The 17,132-nt window shown below is 51.5% G+C and carries 13 protein-coding genes; 8 read left to right on the top strand and 5 right to left on the bottom strand.

Annotated features, from left to right (window positions below):
- Positions 1–61 precede the first annotated feature (61 nt).
- From LG198_RS01165 to LG198_RS01175, 3 genes are all read right to left on the bottom strand, one after another.
- Positions 62–2,212, bottom strand: a complete 2,151-nt coding sequence (locus LG198_RS01165; RefSeq protein WP_230341340.1) for a calcium-binding protein — start codon at positions 2,210–2,212, stop codon at positions 62–64.
- A gap of 86 nt (positions 2,213–2,298) precedes the next feature.
- Complete coding sequence (locus LG198_RS01170) at positions 2,299–3,399, bottom strand: hypothetical protein (RefSeq protein ID WP_230341341.1); 1,101 nt, start codon at positions 3,397–3,399, stop codon at positions 2,299–2,301.
- A gap of 184 nt (positions 3,400–3,583) precedes the next feature.
- Positions 3,584–7,132: a TonB-dependent receptor domain-containing protein gene (locus LG198_RS01175; protein ID WP_230341342.1), complete on the bottom strand. Its 3,549-nt coding sequence runs from the start codon at positions 7,130–7,132 to the stop codon at positions 3,584–3,586.
- Positions 7,133–7,430: 298 nt separating this feature from the next.
- Here LG198_RS01175 and LG198_RS01180 point away from each other — a divergent pair, with 298 nt between their 5' ends.
- Both LG198_RS01180 and LG198_RS01185 read left to right on the top strand, forming a co-directional pair.
- Entirely contained in the window at positions 7,431–7,691 is a 261-nt protein-coding gene (locus LG198_RS01180; protein WP_230341343.1) for a type II toxin-antitoxin system Phd/YefM family antitoxin, read from the top strand.
- On the top strand, positions 7,688–8,107 hold the full coding sequence (locus LG198_RS01185; RefSeq protein ID WP_230341344.1) for a type II toxin-antitoxin system VapC family toxin: 420 nt from the start codon (positions 7,688–7,690) through the stop codon (positions 8,105–8,107). Before LG198_RS01180 ends, LG198_RS01185 begins: the two co-directional genes overlap by 4 nt.
- A gap of 65 nt (positions 8,108–8,172) precedes the next feature.
- On the opposite strand, the gene LG198_RS01190 is transcribed toward LG198_RS01185, so the two are convergent.
- Positions 8,173–9,219: a FecR family protein gene (locus LG198_RS01190; protein ID WP_230341345.1), complete on the bottom strand. Its 1,047-nt coding sequence runs from the start codon at positions 9,217–9,219 to the stop codon at positions 8,173–8,175.
- A gap of 36 nt (positions 9,220–9,255) precedes the next feature.
- Positions 9,256–9,777: an RNA polymerase sigma factor gene (locus LG198_RS01195; protein ID WP_230341346.1), complete on the bottom strand. Its 522-nt coding sequence runs from the start codon at positions 9,775–9,777 to the stop codon at positions 9,256–9,258.
- 439 nt (positions 9,778–10,216) lie between these two features.
- Between LG198_RS01195 and mtnA the strand changes: the two genes are divergently transcribed.
- From mtnA to ftsB, 6 genes are all read left to right on the top strand, one after another.
- Positions 10,217–11,320, top strand: coding sequence for an S-methyl-5-thioribose-1-phosphate isomerase (gene mtnA / locus LG198_RS01200; RefSeq protein ID WP_230341347.1), 1,104 nt, complete (start codon positions 10,217–10,219; stop codon positions 11,318–11,320).
- Between the two features lie 12 nt (positions 11,321–11,332).
- The gene (locus LG198_RS01205) at positions 11,333–12,805 is read left to right on the top strand and encodes an NAD(P)H-hydrate dehydratase (protein WP_230341348.1); all 1,473 of its coding nucleotides are present in this window, start codon (positions 11,333–11,335) and stop codon (positions 12,803–12,805) included.
- Positions 12,806–12,987: 182 nt separating this feature from the next.
- Positions 12,988–14,625: a CTP synthase gene (locus LG198_RS01210; RefSeq protein WP_230341349.1), complete on the top strand. Its 1,638-nt coding sequence runs from the start codon at positions 12,988–12,990 to the stop codon at positions 14,623–14,625.
- A gap of 2 nt (positions 14,626–14,627) precedes the next feature.
- Entirely contained in the window at positions 14,628–15,467 is an 840-nt protein-coding gene (gene kdsA / locus LG198_RS01215; RefSeq protein WP_230341350.1) for a 3-deoxy-8-phosphooctulonate synthase, read from the top strand.
- Between the two features lie 42 nt (positions 15,468–15,509).
- The gene (gene eno, locus LG198_RS01220) at positions 15,510–16,793 is read left to right on the top strand and encodes a phosphopyruvate hydratase (protein ID WP_230341351.1); all 1,284 of its coding nucleotides are present in this window, start codon (positions 15,510–15,512) and stop codon (positions 16,791–16,793) included.
- The gene (gene ftsB, locus LG198_RS01225) at positions 16,790–17,116 is read left to right on the top strand and encodes a cell division protein FtsB (protein WP_230341352.1); all 327 of its coding nucleotides are present in this window, start codon (positions 16,790–16,792) and stop codon (positions 17,114–17,116) included. Before eno ends, ftsB begins: the two co-directional genes overlap by 4 nt.
- Positions 17,117–17,132: the final 16 nt, after the last annotated feature.

The following is a 17,132-nucleotide window of genomic DNA, read 5'->3' on the forward strand; positions in this document are numbered from 1 at the left end:
TTTCCTGGAAATAAAATTAGGAGATTGAACGGGCCGGTACAAGACCGGCCCAGCCGCCTAATTAAACAACCACGATGTCTGCTGCTGTAATCGAGGTCACGCCGGTGAGGATAGCGATATCGAACGCTGCGCTTCCGCCATTACCATCTGCGTAATACTGCAGGGTGTTGGTGGAAGTGTTGAAGACAAGATAGTCATCTGCATCGAGCGGACCCGAACCGACCACCAAGTTACCAGCATTGAAGCCGACCAGGGAAGCGAACTGATCAGTGTTGAGCTCGATCTTGTCCACGCCGCTGCCGAAGTCGGTGATGGTATCTACACCTGTGAGGTCAAAGGCAGTGTTGACGTAGGTCTGCACCTCGTTGGAAGCGCCCGTGACGATCTGCTCCCACACCTTGCCGAAGACAAAGGTGTCGGAACCTGCGCCGCCAGTCAACGTATCGTTGCCGCCGTTGCCGATAAAGCGGTCGTCCTGCGTCGTGCCGATGAAGGTCTGCGTGTTGCCGTTACCTTCAAAAGTCAGGCCGTTGGCCGTCACGCCGGAGGCATCAATCACAACGTTGTCGATAGTGCCACCATTGTTACCGCGGCTATTGGAAAGGTCTGCTACCGTGCCGTTGGCGCTGAAATAGTAATGGTCGTTCAGCAGTTGCAGGGCAGTGTTTTCCACATTCAGGCGGCCTACTGTGCCGCCCACCTGCACCACTTCCACTTCCTGGAAATTGGCATCGTTGAGCACAATGGTACCGGCAGCCTGGGTATTGGCGCCGATACCTGTAGTAATGCGCAGGGTATCTGTGCCTTCGCCACCAATGATCACATCGTGCTTGTCGCCAGTGGCGATCCACTCTGGGTTGCCGTCGTCAGCCTTGGAAGTGGTGCCTTGCACGCCGCTGCCAAAACCACCGATCAGGAAGATATCGTCACCTTCGCCCCCGTCGAGGTAATCAGCGCCACCATGGCCAACCAGCAGGTCATTGCCGCCATTGCCGTAGACTACATCGTCACCCAAGCGTGCGGTAACATAATCCACGCCATCGCTGCCCAGCACGATTTCGCGAGCACCAGCAGACTCATTGGCACCATCGATGCGGACATAGCTGCCTTCTTCACCTTCTGTAGCATCGTAGATGATGTCCACGTTGTGGAATAGCTCGGCAACCGAATAGTCATCTACCTCAAACTCGGCAGCTTCGTACTCGACTTCTTCAGCACCAATAATATCTTCATCAGGCTCGAACTCTTCTTCCTCGAATTCCAGCTTGATGGTGACAGACTCCGTTGGGCCGCCAGCAACGCCGTAGATATGGGTGCCGGGGTTGAGCTCCCCACGGCTTAAAGACTCCCCATTTTCTTCCAACTGCTCGGCTGATAAAACGATATTGACACCGCTGGCTAGTTCAATGCGTTCGATTCCAGAAAATACCAATGACTCTGAGAAGTCGCCGGACTGAGTAAATTCAAGAGTGTCTACCGCGTTATAACCAGCAATTGTGCTAGCTGCTGTGCTGATTTGACTTGAACCAGGGCGAGTAACAATATTAATACGAGCATCTGTTTCAGTTTGCTCGGCAATATCAATATCATCAAGAAGAACAACTTGGCCTGTGACCGTATCATAGGCGAATAGCTCTTCAGTTTCTTCGTTTTCTGTAACATCTACATAACGAGCTTGATTTCCAGAGTTATCAAGTCCTGATACGCCGCCCGTGATGATAACATTTTCAGCTTCTGCACCAATTCTGAAAGTATCGTTTCCACTTTCACCAATCAAAATATCATTGTCGGTAACTAAATACAGATTACCGACAACATTTTCATCACCTAGCGTGCTTGCGCCACCATAAACAATGTCAAAGCCTTCACCACCGCTTAAGATGTCATCGCCATCATCGCCAAAAATGATGTCATCACCACTACCGCCAAATATGATGTCATTTCCAGCTCCGCCAAATATGTTGTCTGAGCCACTACCGCCAAACGCTATATCGTTGCCAGAACCTAAATCAATTAAGTCATCGCCTCCACCACCAAATACAATATCATTGCCATCGCCAGCAAAGATGGCATCATTGCCGTTGCCTCCAAAAATGAGGTCATTGCCACCAGCACTATCAATAAAGTTGCCTAAATTATTGCCAATGATCAAATCAGCATTTGCTGTGCCGGTATATTCAGTTTCCGTCGCATTGAAAATCTTGATAGCCATTTTATTCTCCTAAAATGATTTAATTCGCAGCGAGTGTTTAGTCATCTCGCTGCGGTATTTCGACTCAATAACGTCTTAACTATTACTTAAAATGGTGCAACGCTTGAAGGTGTTATTGCAGGTTGACCTGGTAATACATATCCACTTGTTCCTACTGATATAAAGGGCGAAAATTCTTGGGCTGTTTGGCGAAGACGAATTACATCTGATCTTGTCCAGCCACCGGGATTAGTGGTTGGGTTGTAAGCAGAGTTAATTGTCGCCGCATTATCAGTGTTGCAAGCGAACTTTACATATGTCATGGCTGAAATTGGGTTGGAGCTGCCATCATCATCGACTGCGTTTGCATCAAATGTAAAATTAATCCAAGCATCATTTACACTTGCTTCCTGCTGAGCAGTAGCAGGGTTTGCTAGGGGTAAGGTGTTAGCGGCTGTTCCTGTAAAGCGATTAACACCATTGATTGAGCCTGGAAATGACCCTAATCCTGGCAAATCCAAATAGCCTACCCCAGGGAGTGCTCCTCCTTGGTCACCATAGTTTGGAGCAAATGCTAATGCTCGGTGTTGAACTGATGAGTAAGTTCGACCTATTCGGTACACAGGTGATGCTGTTGATGTGGTTAAAGCATATGCCGCATCTACTGTTAAACCATTTAAACCGCCACGAGCTAAATCGTTGACTTCAAATCGAACTCCAGATAAAGCGGGAACACTGCTGTAAGCAACGTTAGTTAACGAAACTCTTGTTCCTACGATGCACACAGGAGTTGGTGTCACTGGTGCTGATGCGGCTGGTTTTCGCCAAATAACTTCGAGAAGAGCACCGACAGTGACATTCCCTGAGGTATAAATATTATTGACTACTATGGGTCGGTTTGCAGATGTTACAAACGTATAGTTCGTTTCAGGAGAGGTTGAGTCATTTGCGGGTGCAGGAACAATCGCACAAGTATTATTAGCCGTAGTTGTAGGTGCTGGGGTGGGGTTGCCATTACCAACACTACCTGAGCCAAAGTTGCCAACCGTCGTAGCACTTCCTCCAATTGTAGTGGGTTGCGCCATGCAGCGTGTATAGGCACTTGATGGAAATCCAGTAGTGGGGATATTGACAAAGGCAGAAATTGCTTGAGTAGATGCAATACTGAAAACTCCAAGAACAGCTAATTTCAATGTAGCGTTTTTCATTGGTATTTCCTTTACGGTACAATTAGCGGGCATTATGGTTGCCCGCACCACCAGTTCTCCTAATCAGTTCAAGTCTTTGCGAGTGCTTTAGTTGATCAGGTCGAACGCTGAAGGGCAGCCATAATGCCCTTTAATCTTTCCTAGATTTATTTCAGTGAAGCTATTCATATTCAGTAGCGATTAACTACCTTTTGGTTGGTGAAAATTCATATCTCAGGCTGAACCATGCTGCCCTAGGTGCACCCGGTGCCAGGAAATTGGCACTTAGCCAGTCATCTGAATTATGGTTGTAGCCACCAGGGCCAATGGCACCATTGATGCTTGGTGAGAATGGATTACGTCCTAAACGTCCTGCTGTGAAATATTCTTTGTCGAACAGATTGTTCACCAACAAGGAGGCTGACCATTCAGAATTGATTTGATAACTAGTCTGGAAATTAAATATCGCATAACCGTCCACCTTGCCAGGATTGCTGAATGGTTGACGTGCAACGAGGTCCCCTACATTGTTGGCATAATATTCAGTCACATTGGGTTGATGCTTGTTATTTTCATTCCCGCGAATGAAGCTTTCAGAATGCAATACAGCACTGAAACCTACTCGCCATTTATCCGTCACTTCGTAACTCATGTTGGCATTCAGGTTATGTAGAGGAACCCCCGGCATGCGGTCGCCTGGCTTGATCGTAATGGATTTGAAAGACTCTCCTCCACGAATTCCTGCCAGCCCATTGGCAAGATTCACAACAGCACTGCTGTTATGGTCTGAAATCATGTCGAAGGTATTTTGGAAAGTGGCATCGGTTAGCGCGTAGTTCACACCAAAGCTGAGCTTATTCCACTTGCCTGAAATTCCTGCCTCGATGCCCCGACGGCGGGTTTTGCCAATTGTGTCGAAAAAGCTGTTGGCAGCTCCAATCGTGACCAAGTAAATATCGTCTTTTAAATCTGTCTGGTAAGCACCGATATTCCAACGCAAGTTTTCACCGATGGTACCGCGCAGGCCTATGTCATAAGTCGTTGCCTTGATTTGCGGCAGATAAGGGTCACCAGATAAGGTAGTGGGTAAAGTGCACGAACGATTCTGGGCAAGACTATTAGGTATATCCACCATTTCTTCAGGATCAGGGAGGCCATTGCCATTAGCATCTCCTCCCCAGGTTTTACCACCACTAGGCCTGCCATCGAATGCGCAGCCAAGTTCTACAACGCTGGGTGTGCGTGTGCCTTGCGCCCAATTAACATAGAAATTGAGGTCTTTCTTGGCATCCCAAGTTAAACCGAGTGAAGGATTGAGAGAATAAAAACTGAATTTCTCGGTTTCTGCTGGTTTTAATAAATTGCTACCGTCACTACGCTTATATCCTGTGCTTGGGCAGTTATCTGCACTACCTAAGCAAAGATTGAATGCATCAGGTGTTGCAACATACGCTGCTAATTGGTAATAGGTAAATGCTGTTCTAGTTGCGATAGTGTTTTTGACATGGGTAGCGTTATAACGTGCTGAGCCGGTAAGGTGCAGCGTTTCAATTGGACTCCAGGTTTCGCTGGCATAAATACTTTTAGTTGTCGAAGTACCACTAAAATTATTATTGGAAATGGGTGAGTCTGCTGCCACATACATATCGAGTATGCTTTCTGGCGATAGATAAGCCTTGCGATCTTCATCGAACAACCCAAAACGTTGGCTATTGGAGTAGCTCGCCTTGGCTATGTCAATCGAAGCTCCAACCATGAATTTATGTTTCTCGAAATTCCAGTTGAGCTGTAGTGAAGCACCGTCTACTTGTTGCTTAATTTTGTTGTCAGTTAATACTGCAACCGGTATGCCATCTATTTGACCTGTACCGCCATGTCCTGCGCCATCTGCGCTAACTGGCAATCCATTATTACTTCTAGTGTAATCAGTTAAATCAGCTTGAGATCCTTGACATACGTCTTTGTTGAGTGGAGACCGAGTAAGCACCACATGCTTCACACCATCTTCGGTGTAAAAGTAATTTTGGGATGGTTCAAAACCTGTATTGTCAATATTTAATACATTAGATCTAAAAACATCATACAAAGGACCTAATGTTAGGTATGAAAAATCACCATTGGAGTAATCTGTTGGATCTCCCCATTGTGCTGGTACTGGGATATTATTTTCTTGGAACAATGCTTGATCTAACGTATTTTTCCAGTAATTAAATCCCTCTCTAGCTGCCTTGGCATATTCCGCGGATAACTCTCCATTGAAAGCATCAGGGGCATATTGTGCAAGCGCAGCATCTAGGTCATAACCAGGGTTGCCACTATTAGCAAAAAAGTCTTGGAGAAATGGGTGTGAGCTGGTATCCCATTGGTCAGATAGTGCAAATACATAATAGTCAGGAATACCGTAAGAATTGGTACTGAGAAACTGGCAACTGATTTCTTCACCCGGTGCTAAATTACGCTGTAATTCTTGTGTACTAGGAAATCCATCTGTATATGCATCTGCGCCCAATGCACGCCGATCACTATTTCTCCTATATACCTGACCAGTGATGGTGAAACTTTCACTTACGAAATAGCTGCTGGAGAGTTGGAATTGAGTGAGTCTGTTTTCGGTGGTATCTTCTGAGGTGAATGAGGCATTGCGGTCTTGCTGATACATTTGATTGGGAATCAAGCCATTGCCCACCAAGTCTGTCCCAACCCATAGCGTGCTTAGGTTAAGATCAAGTTGGTCTCCACGATAGCTGGCTTTACCAAAAAACTGATTTACCCGACTTGGTGAATTCTCGCGCCAGCCATCTTCCATGAAAAAGTTGCCTGCGCCGAATAAGGCGACTGTCCCATTATTCCAGCCAGCCTCAGCTTGAAGATATTTTCTACCAAATGATCCAGTTAGTACTTCTGCGCTGACACCGGTATGATTGAAGCCATCCTTGGTTTTCATGGTGAGCGCGCCACCCAATGTATTCAATCCGAAAATCGGATTTGACCCTGGGAATACATCGAAACTTTCCAAGGCGTTCATGGGAATCATGTCCCAGTTCACCACATCACCGAAAGGTTCATTCACCCGAATGCCATCGAAAAACACTGATAACCCTTGCGGGGTGCCAATTTGAGGGCCTGCAGTAAATCCTCGATACTGCACATCCATTTGGAAAGGATTGCCTTGATAATCGTTGACATTAACGGATTGCAATTTTCGGTTCATCAAGTCAGTAATGCTTAATGAGTGAGACTCTTTAATTTCCTGAGCAGTAATACTTTGAACATTCCCTGGAATTTGTTCCTTGGTTAAACCTAATCCAGGCAGAGGACCAATTTCATAGAAGCGTTTGGCACGGACCTCGACGGCGTCGACTTTGAAGTCGATATTTTCTTTCTCAATTACAGGTTTGATGATTGCGCTGTCTTTGTTGATAGTGGATTCGAGACCACTGCCGGCTAATAGCATGCGGAGGGCTTCGTTCGCCTTCATACGGCCCTTGACGGCGGGAGCGGTTTTGCCGGTGGTAAGGTTGCTGTCAAAGGCGACGCTCATGCCTGTGGTGCGGGCAAGTTGTTTGAGCGCGGCATCCAGTGGCTGGCTGGGCAGGTCGATATTGATGGGGGCGAGGGTGCCGGTGTTTTCATTGGCAGCGGGCAGGCTGGTATCCAGCTCTGCGGCTTCTGATGCAAGCGAGGCAACCACCAGTAAGATGATCATCAACAGGGCTGCCGACACGATCACCATGCGGTACATGAACTTCAACATATCCAACCTACTTCTCCCCCAATAAAACTATCTTGTTATACCGATATAACTTTTGGGGAAGAAAAACCCTGACGTCGATTTTGAAAAAAATCAGAAATTTTTTTACGGAGTTGGAAAAGTGACTTGCAGCGTGAAAATGTTGTCAGCGGTTTAGTAAGGTTAATCCTTGGCCTGGTTTGCCAAGCTTGAGGCTAGACAGAATACAGAGCCGTCTGAAATTCAGGTTTATTTTAGTCTGCGTGATTTGAGGCTTCAGTGGAGTAGAGGCTGTACAAGAAAATGGTGATGGGATTATTATATGACTATAGATCATGACCATGGGACTGTTATTATGCAAACTACGATTGGTGCCGGCGACTTCAAGGCTAAATGTCTGAAATTACTGGATGATGTTGCCAATTCACGTGAACCGTTAATCATTACCAAGCATGGCAAGGCCGTGGCAAAACTGGTGCCCATGCCCTTGGAGCCAGAACTCTTCGGCGTAATGGCGCAGAGTGTAAAGCAGGAGAGGGATATTGTTTCACCTTTGGAAAACGACTGGGAGGCGTGCCGGTGAGTGTGACACTGCTGGATACGCACGCGTTGGTATGGCTTCTGGTTGGCAGCAATCGTTTGGGGAAGGGGGCGCGTGGGGCTATTCAGCAGGCTGTTGCAGAAGACGCTTTATATATCTCTGCCATTTCTCCATGGGAAATTTCCATGCTGGTGAGTAAAGAACGGTTGGTATTGGATCGTGATGTGGGTGAATGGGTTCACGAGGCATTGGCGCTGCCGGGCATCAGGCTGGAACCTCTTTCTCCACAGGTGGCGGTTGCCAGTACGCGACTGCCCGGTGATATTCATTCCGATCCGGCAGACAGGATCATCGTTGCGACTGCAAGGCACCTTGGGGCTATATTGGTGACGGAGGACCGTTTGCTGCTCGATTACAGCTTGGCGGGGCATCTCAGGACATTAAAAGCCGGGGTGTGATGTTACCTTGCTTGGGGCGGTAGTGTTTTCATAAACCCTGGCCCTGTTACCTCATAACACCGGATTTATCTTCCGTGCTTATTCTTGCTCTGCTTGACGGTCAATATGGTTTCAGTAGGGCTGGCCTCCACTTTAACCAGGGCGATGTTAGGCAACTGGTTGATAAAGCTTTCTACGTTTCTGGCCTTGATCACGGCAGTAATGCTGGCATCTTGCCCGGGAGTGGTTTTGGCGCTGATGGGTGGTTTGCGGTAGCGTGACAAGGTTTCGGCAATTTCTTCAAGGCCTGCCTGGTCGAACGTGATGGTGCCGTTTTCAAAGCTGAAGGCATCGGCTGCAGGGCGTTGTATGCGTTTTGCCTTGCCGTCTATGCTGATTTCCGCCACTTCATTATCACGCAAGGTCAATACGTGTTCGGCGTTGCGGTTTTGCGAGGTGAGGTCTTTTTCCAGGTATTGCTGGGGCTCAACGCGCACGGTGCCGTTATCTACGCTCACCCTGACTTTGCTGCTAAAGCGGTTGACCGCGAAGCGGGTGCCCAATACGGTGATCCTGGCCAACCCGCTTTCTACAATAAAGGGGCGATCAGGATTTCTTGCCACGTCGAAGCTGATCTCGCCGCGCTTGAGTTTGACGACGCGCTGGTGGCGGTAATAGGTGATTTCGACATCGCTGTTGGCATTTACCATGATTTTGCTGCCGTCTTCAAGCACTTGCGAGCGGATTTGACCGATATCGGCGCTGGCGAGCAGGTGCATGGTGGGCTGGTTTTGCCAGGATTCATAACCGTAATACCCGCTTGCCCCGATCACGGCAAAGAATAAGACACTGAGGGTACGGTTGATGATGGTGCTGACTTTTTTGTTGCGGTCGGTTTTTTCGATAAAGGCCTTTTGCTGCATGGCGCTTTCCAGGCTCAGGAGCTGGACTGGGGAGTCCAGGTCTTCCCATAGTGCGCAGACTTCTTGATAGGCCTGCTGATGTGCGGGGTGGGATAGCAGCCATTGCTCAAAAAGGCTACGCTGCGGATGCTCGGCATCGGCATCCTGCATGATGACAAACCACTTGATCGCGGCTTGGCGGGCGGTGCGTTGTATGGTGTGACTGCTCATGGTGTTGGTCGGGCCGCGCTTCTGGCCAAAGGCTGCTTAGTTAATCAGGTCTTTTGCTTCCAGTAGGTCCAGCATGGCCCGCATAATATGCTTTTGTACCATATTTAGCGAGATGCCCAGTTTGTCGGCGATTTCCTGCTGCGACAGATTCTCGATGCGGAACAGCCAGAATGTTTCCTTGCAGCGTGGCGGCAGGTGGTCGATGATGTTTTGCAGGATCGCCAGGCGTTGCTGGATGTCCATCAGGTGTTCAGTGGATGGCACCAGGGGCTGATCCAACTCGTAGGCAATCCCAGACTCCATGTCCTCATCCAGCAAAGGCAGGAAGCGCGATTGTTCCTTGTGGCCGTCGATCAGCAGGTTGCGCACGATGGTGTGCAGATATGCCTGCGGTTGTAACAGACGGTTTGGATTGGAGGAAATGGCAAACCGGATCAGGGCATCGTGGAGAATATCGCAGGCGGTGCATCTATGCCTGGTTTGGCGATAAATGGTGGGTAGCAGGTCAACATAGGCCCAATGAAGATCGATGCCGTGCCATGTGGGGTTTAGTCTCATGTTGATCCACCACGTCAATTAAGTTATCACCTGGAATGATTAGCAATAAACAGGCCTGATCTGTCAGCTTTATGTAAGGCAGTGATTTTAAAGTCAATAATATTGCTGGCGCTAAGCTTGAGGTTGTAGGTGGTGGTTGTATGCAGCCAATTGGCTGCATACAACCACCACTTGGTCGGCTGTCGCATAAATACGCTAGTTGTACACACAACCTCAAGTGATACATTAGATTTTCACGAGAATTTCAAGAAATCCAATGACATAGAATTTTTACTTAAAAATCAATAAGTTAAATATTGGTGTAAAAAATGGGCAAATTGAAAAATCCCTTTCAATTACAATAGTTACAATTTTAAGTCACAGCTATCCACACAATTATCCACAGATTTTGTGGATAGTAATATTTCTTGTTTTCACCTTTTTTTTTACATCTAAAAAAATGAAAATCGGTCAACAGCAATTCCGCACGATCTGGCCTGTCGCGATAGAGAGTGACGGAGGCAATACCTATAGTGTTTCTATTATTGACCAGACGGTGATTCCACATGAGTGGCGCATTGTGACGCTGGATTCGGTGCAGCAGATGGCAGATGCGATCCGTACCATGCAAGTCCGTGGCGCTCCGCTGATCGGCGCGGCGGCAGCTTACGGCATTGCGCTTGCGAGCCAGCAGGCTGCAAATGATGCGGATTTGCAGGCTGCTGCATCCAGCTTGCTGGCTAGCCGTCCGACCGCGGTGAATTTGCGTTGGGCGGTGGAACGCATGCTGCGTGTGTTGACGCCAGTGCCTGAGCCACAGCGTGGTGAACGCGCCTGGCAGGAAGCGGGGAAGATTGCGGATGAGGATGTGCAAATCAACCGGTCGATCGGGCGGCATGGGCTGGCATTGCTGCAAGCGCTGGCCGCAAATAAACCAGGCAGGCTGAATATCCTCACGCATTGCAATGCGGGCTGGCTGGCGACAGTGGATTGGGGAACCGCATTGGCACCAGTGTATGCAGCGTTTGATGCAGGGCTCGATGTGCATGTGTGGGTGGATGAAACCCGCCCGCGCAACCAGGGGGCCAGCCTGACGGCCTGGGAGTTGAAGCAGCATGGCGTGCCTTATACCGTGATCTGCGATAACGCAGGCGGGCACTTGATGCAGCATGGCGAGGTGGACTGCGTGATTGTGGGGGCCGACCGGGTGACGCGCACCGGCGATGTGTGCAACAAGATAGGCACTTACCTCAAGGCACTGGCGGCGCTTGATAACCAGGTGCCGTTTTATGCCGCTGTACCGACTCCGACGATTGATTGGCAGATTACTCATGGCTTGCAGGACATTCCCATTGAAGAGCGTGATGCCAATGAGGTGACCGTGGTCAGCGGGCTGACGTCCGATGGGCGGGTGGAGCGGGTGCGGGTGACGCCAGAAGGCAGTGCAGCGGCAAACCCGGCTTTTGATGTTACGCCTGCCCGCTTGGTGACGGGCATCATTACCGAGCATGGCTGCTATGCACCAGATCGTCTTGGCGATATCCTGCAAACTGCTAACCTTTGAAAACCTTAGCCCATGAAACCTCTATATGATCTGGCGCAGTTGCGTGAAATCGAGCAGGCGCATGCTGCCGATGGCTTGATGGAAAAAGCGGGCCTGGCTGCAGCCCGCATGGTGCGCGACCTGTTGCGGGAGCATGAGTATGCCGTGCTGGTGTTGGCAGGCCCTGGCAATAATGGCGGTGATGCGCTGGTGGCTGCACGTCATCTCAAGGCGGGCTGGCATCAGGTCACTGTGGTGTTCACCGGGGAACGCGCCAGCTTGCCGCCGGATGCCGCTGCTGCCTACGATGCGTGGATTGCCGATGGCGGTGAAGTTTATGCCGAGGTACCGGTTTCACACCCAGTACACGGACATTGGCAGCTTGTCGTAGATGGTTTGTTCGGTATCGGCCTGACGCGCGACCTGGATGCGCGCTACCGTACTTTGATTGACGACGTGAATGCGCTGGGCTTGCCCGTGCTGGCGCTGGATATTCCCAGCGGGCTATGCATGGCAACAGGACGTGTATTGGGCGCTGCCATCAAGGCGACGCATACATTAAGCTTTATTGGCCTGAAGCCCGGGCTGTTTACCCTGGATGGGCCGGATCATGCCGGAGAAGTCCATCTGGATGCATTGGGGCTGGAGGGCGAAGCGCTCGGACATGCGGCTGGACAGCTGGTCGATCATCCGCCTGTTTTGCCATTGCCAAGAAAATTGAACAGCCACAAAGGTAGCCATGGCAGCGTCGGGGTGATTGGCGGGGCGGAGCATATGGTCGGTGCCGCGATACTCACCTCCAGGGCTGCCTTGCTGCTCGGGGCCGGGCGGGTTTATTGCGGGTTGCTTGCCAACGATGCGCCTGGATTGGATGCCGGACAGGCTGAGCTGATGTTGCGCGATGTTGCCGGCGTACCGGAATTGTCCACCGTGTTGGCGGTCGGGCCGGGCATGGGACAGTCCAACCGTTCGCTGGATGTCTTGCGCGAAGTGCTCGCGTTGCCGCAGCCCATGGTGCTGGATGCGGATGCGCTTAACCTGGTTGCTGCACATGCTGGATTGAAGCAGCTGTTGCGTCAGCGCATCCCGGGCAGTACCGTGCTGACGCCGCATCCTGGCGAGGCGGCGAGCTTGCTGGTGTGTAGCAATGCAGAGTTGCAGGCAGACAGGATCGGCAACGCCTTGAAGCTGGCCCAGGAATATCAGGCTGTGATTGTGCTCAAGGGCTGTGGCAGCATTGTGGCCATGCCTGACGGGCGCTGGTTCATCAATCATAGTGGCAATCCGGGACTGGCGAGTGCCGGCATGGGCGATACCTTGTGCGGCATGATTGCGGCCTTGCTTGCACAATCCATGACCATGGAAGAGGCGGTGCTATTAGCCGTCTATCTGCATGGCGCAGCAGCCGATTTGCTTGTTGAACAGGGTACTGGACCGATTGGCCTGACGGCATCCGAGGTGGCGGTGTCTGCGCGGGAACTGTTGAACCGCTGGGTCTATGGCTAGGGTCTGCCATTGGCATGAGGTATGCAGTCTCCTGAAGCGATCATTCAAGAGTCCGTCCTTAATGGTTGAATATTAATTACAAGGCTTTCTCCACCTTTTTCTACGCTGATTTCCCATTTGTCGCCAATAGGCGTTTACAGTAAAATCTAACCCCGTCCGCAATGTCCCAAAGTTTTTATTCCATGACCAAATATGTATTCGTTACCGGCGGGGTTGTTTCCTCATTAGGTAAAGGCATTGCAGCTGCCAGCTTAGGCGCAATTCTAGAGTCGCGTGGCATCAAGGTGACCATGCTCAAGCTTGACCCCTACATCAACGTTGACCCGGGCACCATGAGCCCGTTCCAGCACGGCGAGGTGTTCGTCACCGACGACGGCGCCGAGACCGACCTGGATCTCGGCCATTACGAGCGCTTCATCAGTGCCCGCATGGGCAAGCGCAATAATTTCACTACCGGCCAGATTTATGAAACCGTGATCAAGAAAGAGCGTCGCGGCGAATACTTGGGCAAGACCGTGCAGGTGATTCCGCATATCACCGACGAAATCAAGGCGCACGTCAAGCGTGGTGCCGAAGGCGCGGATGTCGCGATTGTCGAGGTGGGCGGCACGGTGGGCGACATCGAGTCCCTGCCTTTCCTGGAAGCCATCCGCCAGATGGGCATCGAGGAAGGCCGTACCAATACTTGTTTCATGCACCTGACGCTGTTGCCATGGATTCCCACCGCTGGCGAGCTGAAGACCAAGCCTACCCAGCATTCCGTGAAAGAGCTGCGCGAGATCGGTATCCAGCCCGACATCCTGCTCTGCCGTGCGGATCGCGCTATCCCAGAGGATGAAAAACGCAAGATCGCGTTGTTCACCAATGTGCCGCATGAAGCGGTGATTTCGGTGATCGATGCTGACAGTATCTACAGTATTCCCCGCATGCTGCACGACCAGATGCTGGATGAGATTGTCTGTCACAAGCTCAACCTGCTGGCACGTGCGGCTGACCTGTCGAGCTGGAACCATATCGTCCATGCACTGAATAATCCCAAGCATGAGGTCAATATCGCCTTCGTCGGCAAATATGTCGACCTGACCGAGTCCTACAAGTCCCTCACTGAGGCGCTGATTCATGCCGGGATTCATAATGAGTCCAAGGTCAATATCCACTATATCGATTCCGAGGATGTGGAAAAGCAGGGCACTGGCGAACTTGAAAAGATGGATGCCATCCTGGTGCCCGGCGGCTTTGGCAAGCGCGGGACGGAAGGCAAGATTGCCGCCATCCGCTATGCGCGTGAAAGCAAGACGCCTTACCTGGGCATCTGTTTGGGCATGCAATTGGCCGTGATTGAATTTGCGCGCAATGTCGCCAACCTCAAGGATGCCAATAGCACCGAGTTCAACCCCAATACCCCGCACCCCCTGGTTGGCCTGATCACCGAGTGGAAGAACGCCGACGGCAAGGTGGAGCAGCGCAGCGAGGATTCCGACCTGGGCGGCACCATGCGCCTGGGCGCGCAAAAGTGTCCAATCGTGCCTGATACCAAGGCCTATGCCATTTACGGTGCCGAAGTCAACGAGCGCCATCGTCACCGCTATGAGGTCAACAACAACTACGTTGGACAGCTTGAGAAGGCCGGCCTGGTTGTTTCAGCACGCACGCCTACCGAGCAGCTCTGTGAAATCATCGAGCTGCCTGCCGATGTGCATCCCTGGTTTGTCGCTTGCCAGTTCCACCCCGAGTTTACTTCCAACCCACGCAGCGGACACCCCTTGTTCAAGGCTTATATTGAGGCTGCCCTGGCAAACCAAGCGGCTAGAAAGGCATAACCATGCAGCTTTGCGGTTTTGAGGTTGGCATCGACCAACCCTTGTTCCTGATTGCCGGCCCCTGTGTGATCGAGTCGCAGGAAATGGCGATCGAGACGGCTGGACAGTTGAAAGAGCTGACCACGGCCTTGGGCATCAACTTCATCTACAAGTCATCCTATGACAAGGCCAACCGCAGTTCCAACAAGACCTTCCGCGGTTTTGGCATGGAAGAGGGCCTGAAGATCCTTGACGAAGTGCGTCGCCAGATCGGCGTGCCTATCCTCACTGATGTGCATACTGAAGAGCAGGTGCCGCACGTGGCTGCGGTGGTGGATGTATTGCAGACGCCGGCATTTCTCTGCCGCCAGACTGACTTCATCATCGCGTGTGCGAAATCCGGCAAGCCGGTGAATATCAAGAAGGGCCAGTTCCTGGCACCTGGCGATATGAAGCAGGTAGTACAAAAGGCGAAAGAAGCCAACGGCGGCGCGGATACCATCATGGTGTGCGAGCGCGGCGCTTCTTTTGGCTACAATACGCTTGTATCGGATATGCGTGGACTCGCCATTATGCGCGAGACGAATTGCCCGGTGGTGTTCGATGCCACGCATTCGGTCCAGCAACCTGGCGGCCAGGGGGACAAGAGCGGCGGCCAGCGTGAGTTCGTGCCTGTGCTGGCGCGTGCCGCAGTAGCAAGCGGCGTGGCAGGGGTGTTCATGGAAACTCACCCAGACCCGGCCAAGGCGCTGTCCGATGGACCGAACGCCTGGCCATTGTCCAAGATGAAGGCCTTGCTGGAAGTATTGGTCGACCTCGACCGCGTGGTGAAAAAAGCCGGGTTCATTGAACATACTGTGTAAGCCGGAACAAAAAATCCAAATCTAAAATTGAGGAAATAAAGCATGAGTGCAATTGTTGATATTATTGCCCGCGAGATTATTGATTCACGCGGTAACCCTACCGTCGAGGCTGATGTCCTGCTTGAGTCCGGCGTGATCGGCCGTGCGGCTGTGCCTTCTGGCGCTTCTACCGGCACCAAGGAAGCGGTTGAGTTGCGTGATGGCGATGCGGCGCGTTACCTGGGCAAGGGTGTATTGCAGGCAGTCGAGAACGTCAATACTGAAATCACCGAAGCCATCATCGGCCTGGATGTTGAAGAGCAGAGCTTCATCGACCAGACCCTGATCGACCTGGATGGCACCGAGAACAAGAGCCGCCTGGGCGCCAATGCGATCCTCGCGGTATCCATGGCTTGCGCACGTGCTGCCGCTGAAGAATCCGGCCTGCCGCTCTATCGCTACCTGGGTGGTTCCGGCTTCATGCAATTGCCAACCCCCATGATGAACATCATCAACGGTGGCGCGCATGCTGAAAACAGCGTGGACATGCAAGAGTTCATGATCATTCCGGCTGGCCTGCCGACTTTCCGCGAGGCATTGCGTGCCGGCGCCGAAGTATTCCATGCATTGAAAAAAATCCTGCATAACGAAGGATTGGCGACTACCGTGGGTGACGAAGGCGGTTTTGCCCCTGACCTGCCGTCCAACGAAGCCGCGATTCAATACATCCTGCAAGCGATCACGGCTGCAGGCTACGAGCCAGGCCGCGACATCCTGCTGGGCCTGGATTGCGCTAGTTCCGAGTTCTACAAGGATGGCCTCTACCACCTGGAATCCGAAGGCCTGCAACTGACTTCAGCGCAGTTCACCGACTACCTGGCGACCTGGGTGGACAAGTACCCTATCATCAGCATTGAAGACGGCATGTCCGAGCACGACTGGGACGGCTGGAAGCTGTTGACCGACCGTCTCGGCAAAAAGGTGCAGCTGGTGGGTGATGACTTGTTCGTGACCAACGCCAAGATCCTGCGCGAAGGCATCCAGAAGGGCGTGGGCAATTCGGTGTTGATCAAGGTCAACCAGATCGGTACGCTGACCGAGACTTTCACTACCATCGAGACTGCCAAGCGCGCGGGTTACACTGCCGTGATTTCGCACCGCTCCGGCGAGACTGAAGACACCACCATTGCGGATATCTCGGTTGCCACCAACGCGCTGCAGATCAAGACCGGCTCCCTGTCCCGTTCCGAGCGTATTGCCAAGTACAACCAGTTGCTGCGTATTGAAGAAGAACTGGGCGATGCCACCAGCTACGCAGGTAAAGACGCCTTCTATAATCTGAAGTGAAATTCCTCACCCTCATCTTTGTTGCCCTGATTGCCTTGCTGCAGTATCCGTTGTGGCTGGGCAAGGGCAGCTGGTTGAGGGTTTGGGATATCAACCAGAAAATCGTCGCGCAGAAGAGCACCAATGCTGAGCTCAAGCTGCGCAACGATACCCTGGATGCTGAAGTGCGCGATCTCAAGCAGGGCAATACTGCGATTGAAGAGCGTGCGCGCAGCGAGCTAGGCATGATCAAGCAAGACGAGGTATTCTATCAAGTCATTGATCAGGAAGGTTCCACACCTCCACCTCCAGGTGAAGGAGCTCCTGCTTCGCCTCCCCATTAATATCGACGGTCAAGGG

It is taken from the genome of Methylobacillus arboreus, from assembly GCF_020532725.1.
Classification (GTDB): domain Bacteria; phylum Pseudomonadota; class Gammaproteobacteria; order Burkholderiales; family Methylophilaceae; genus Methylobacillus; species Methylobacillus arboreus.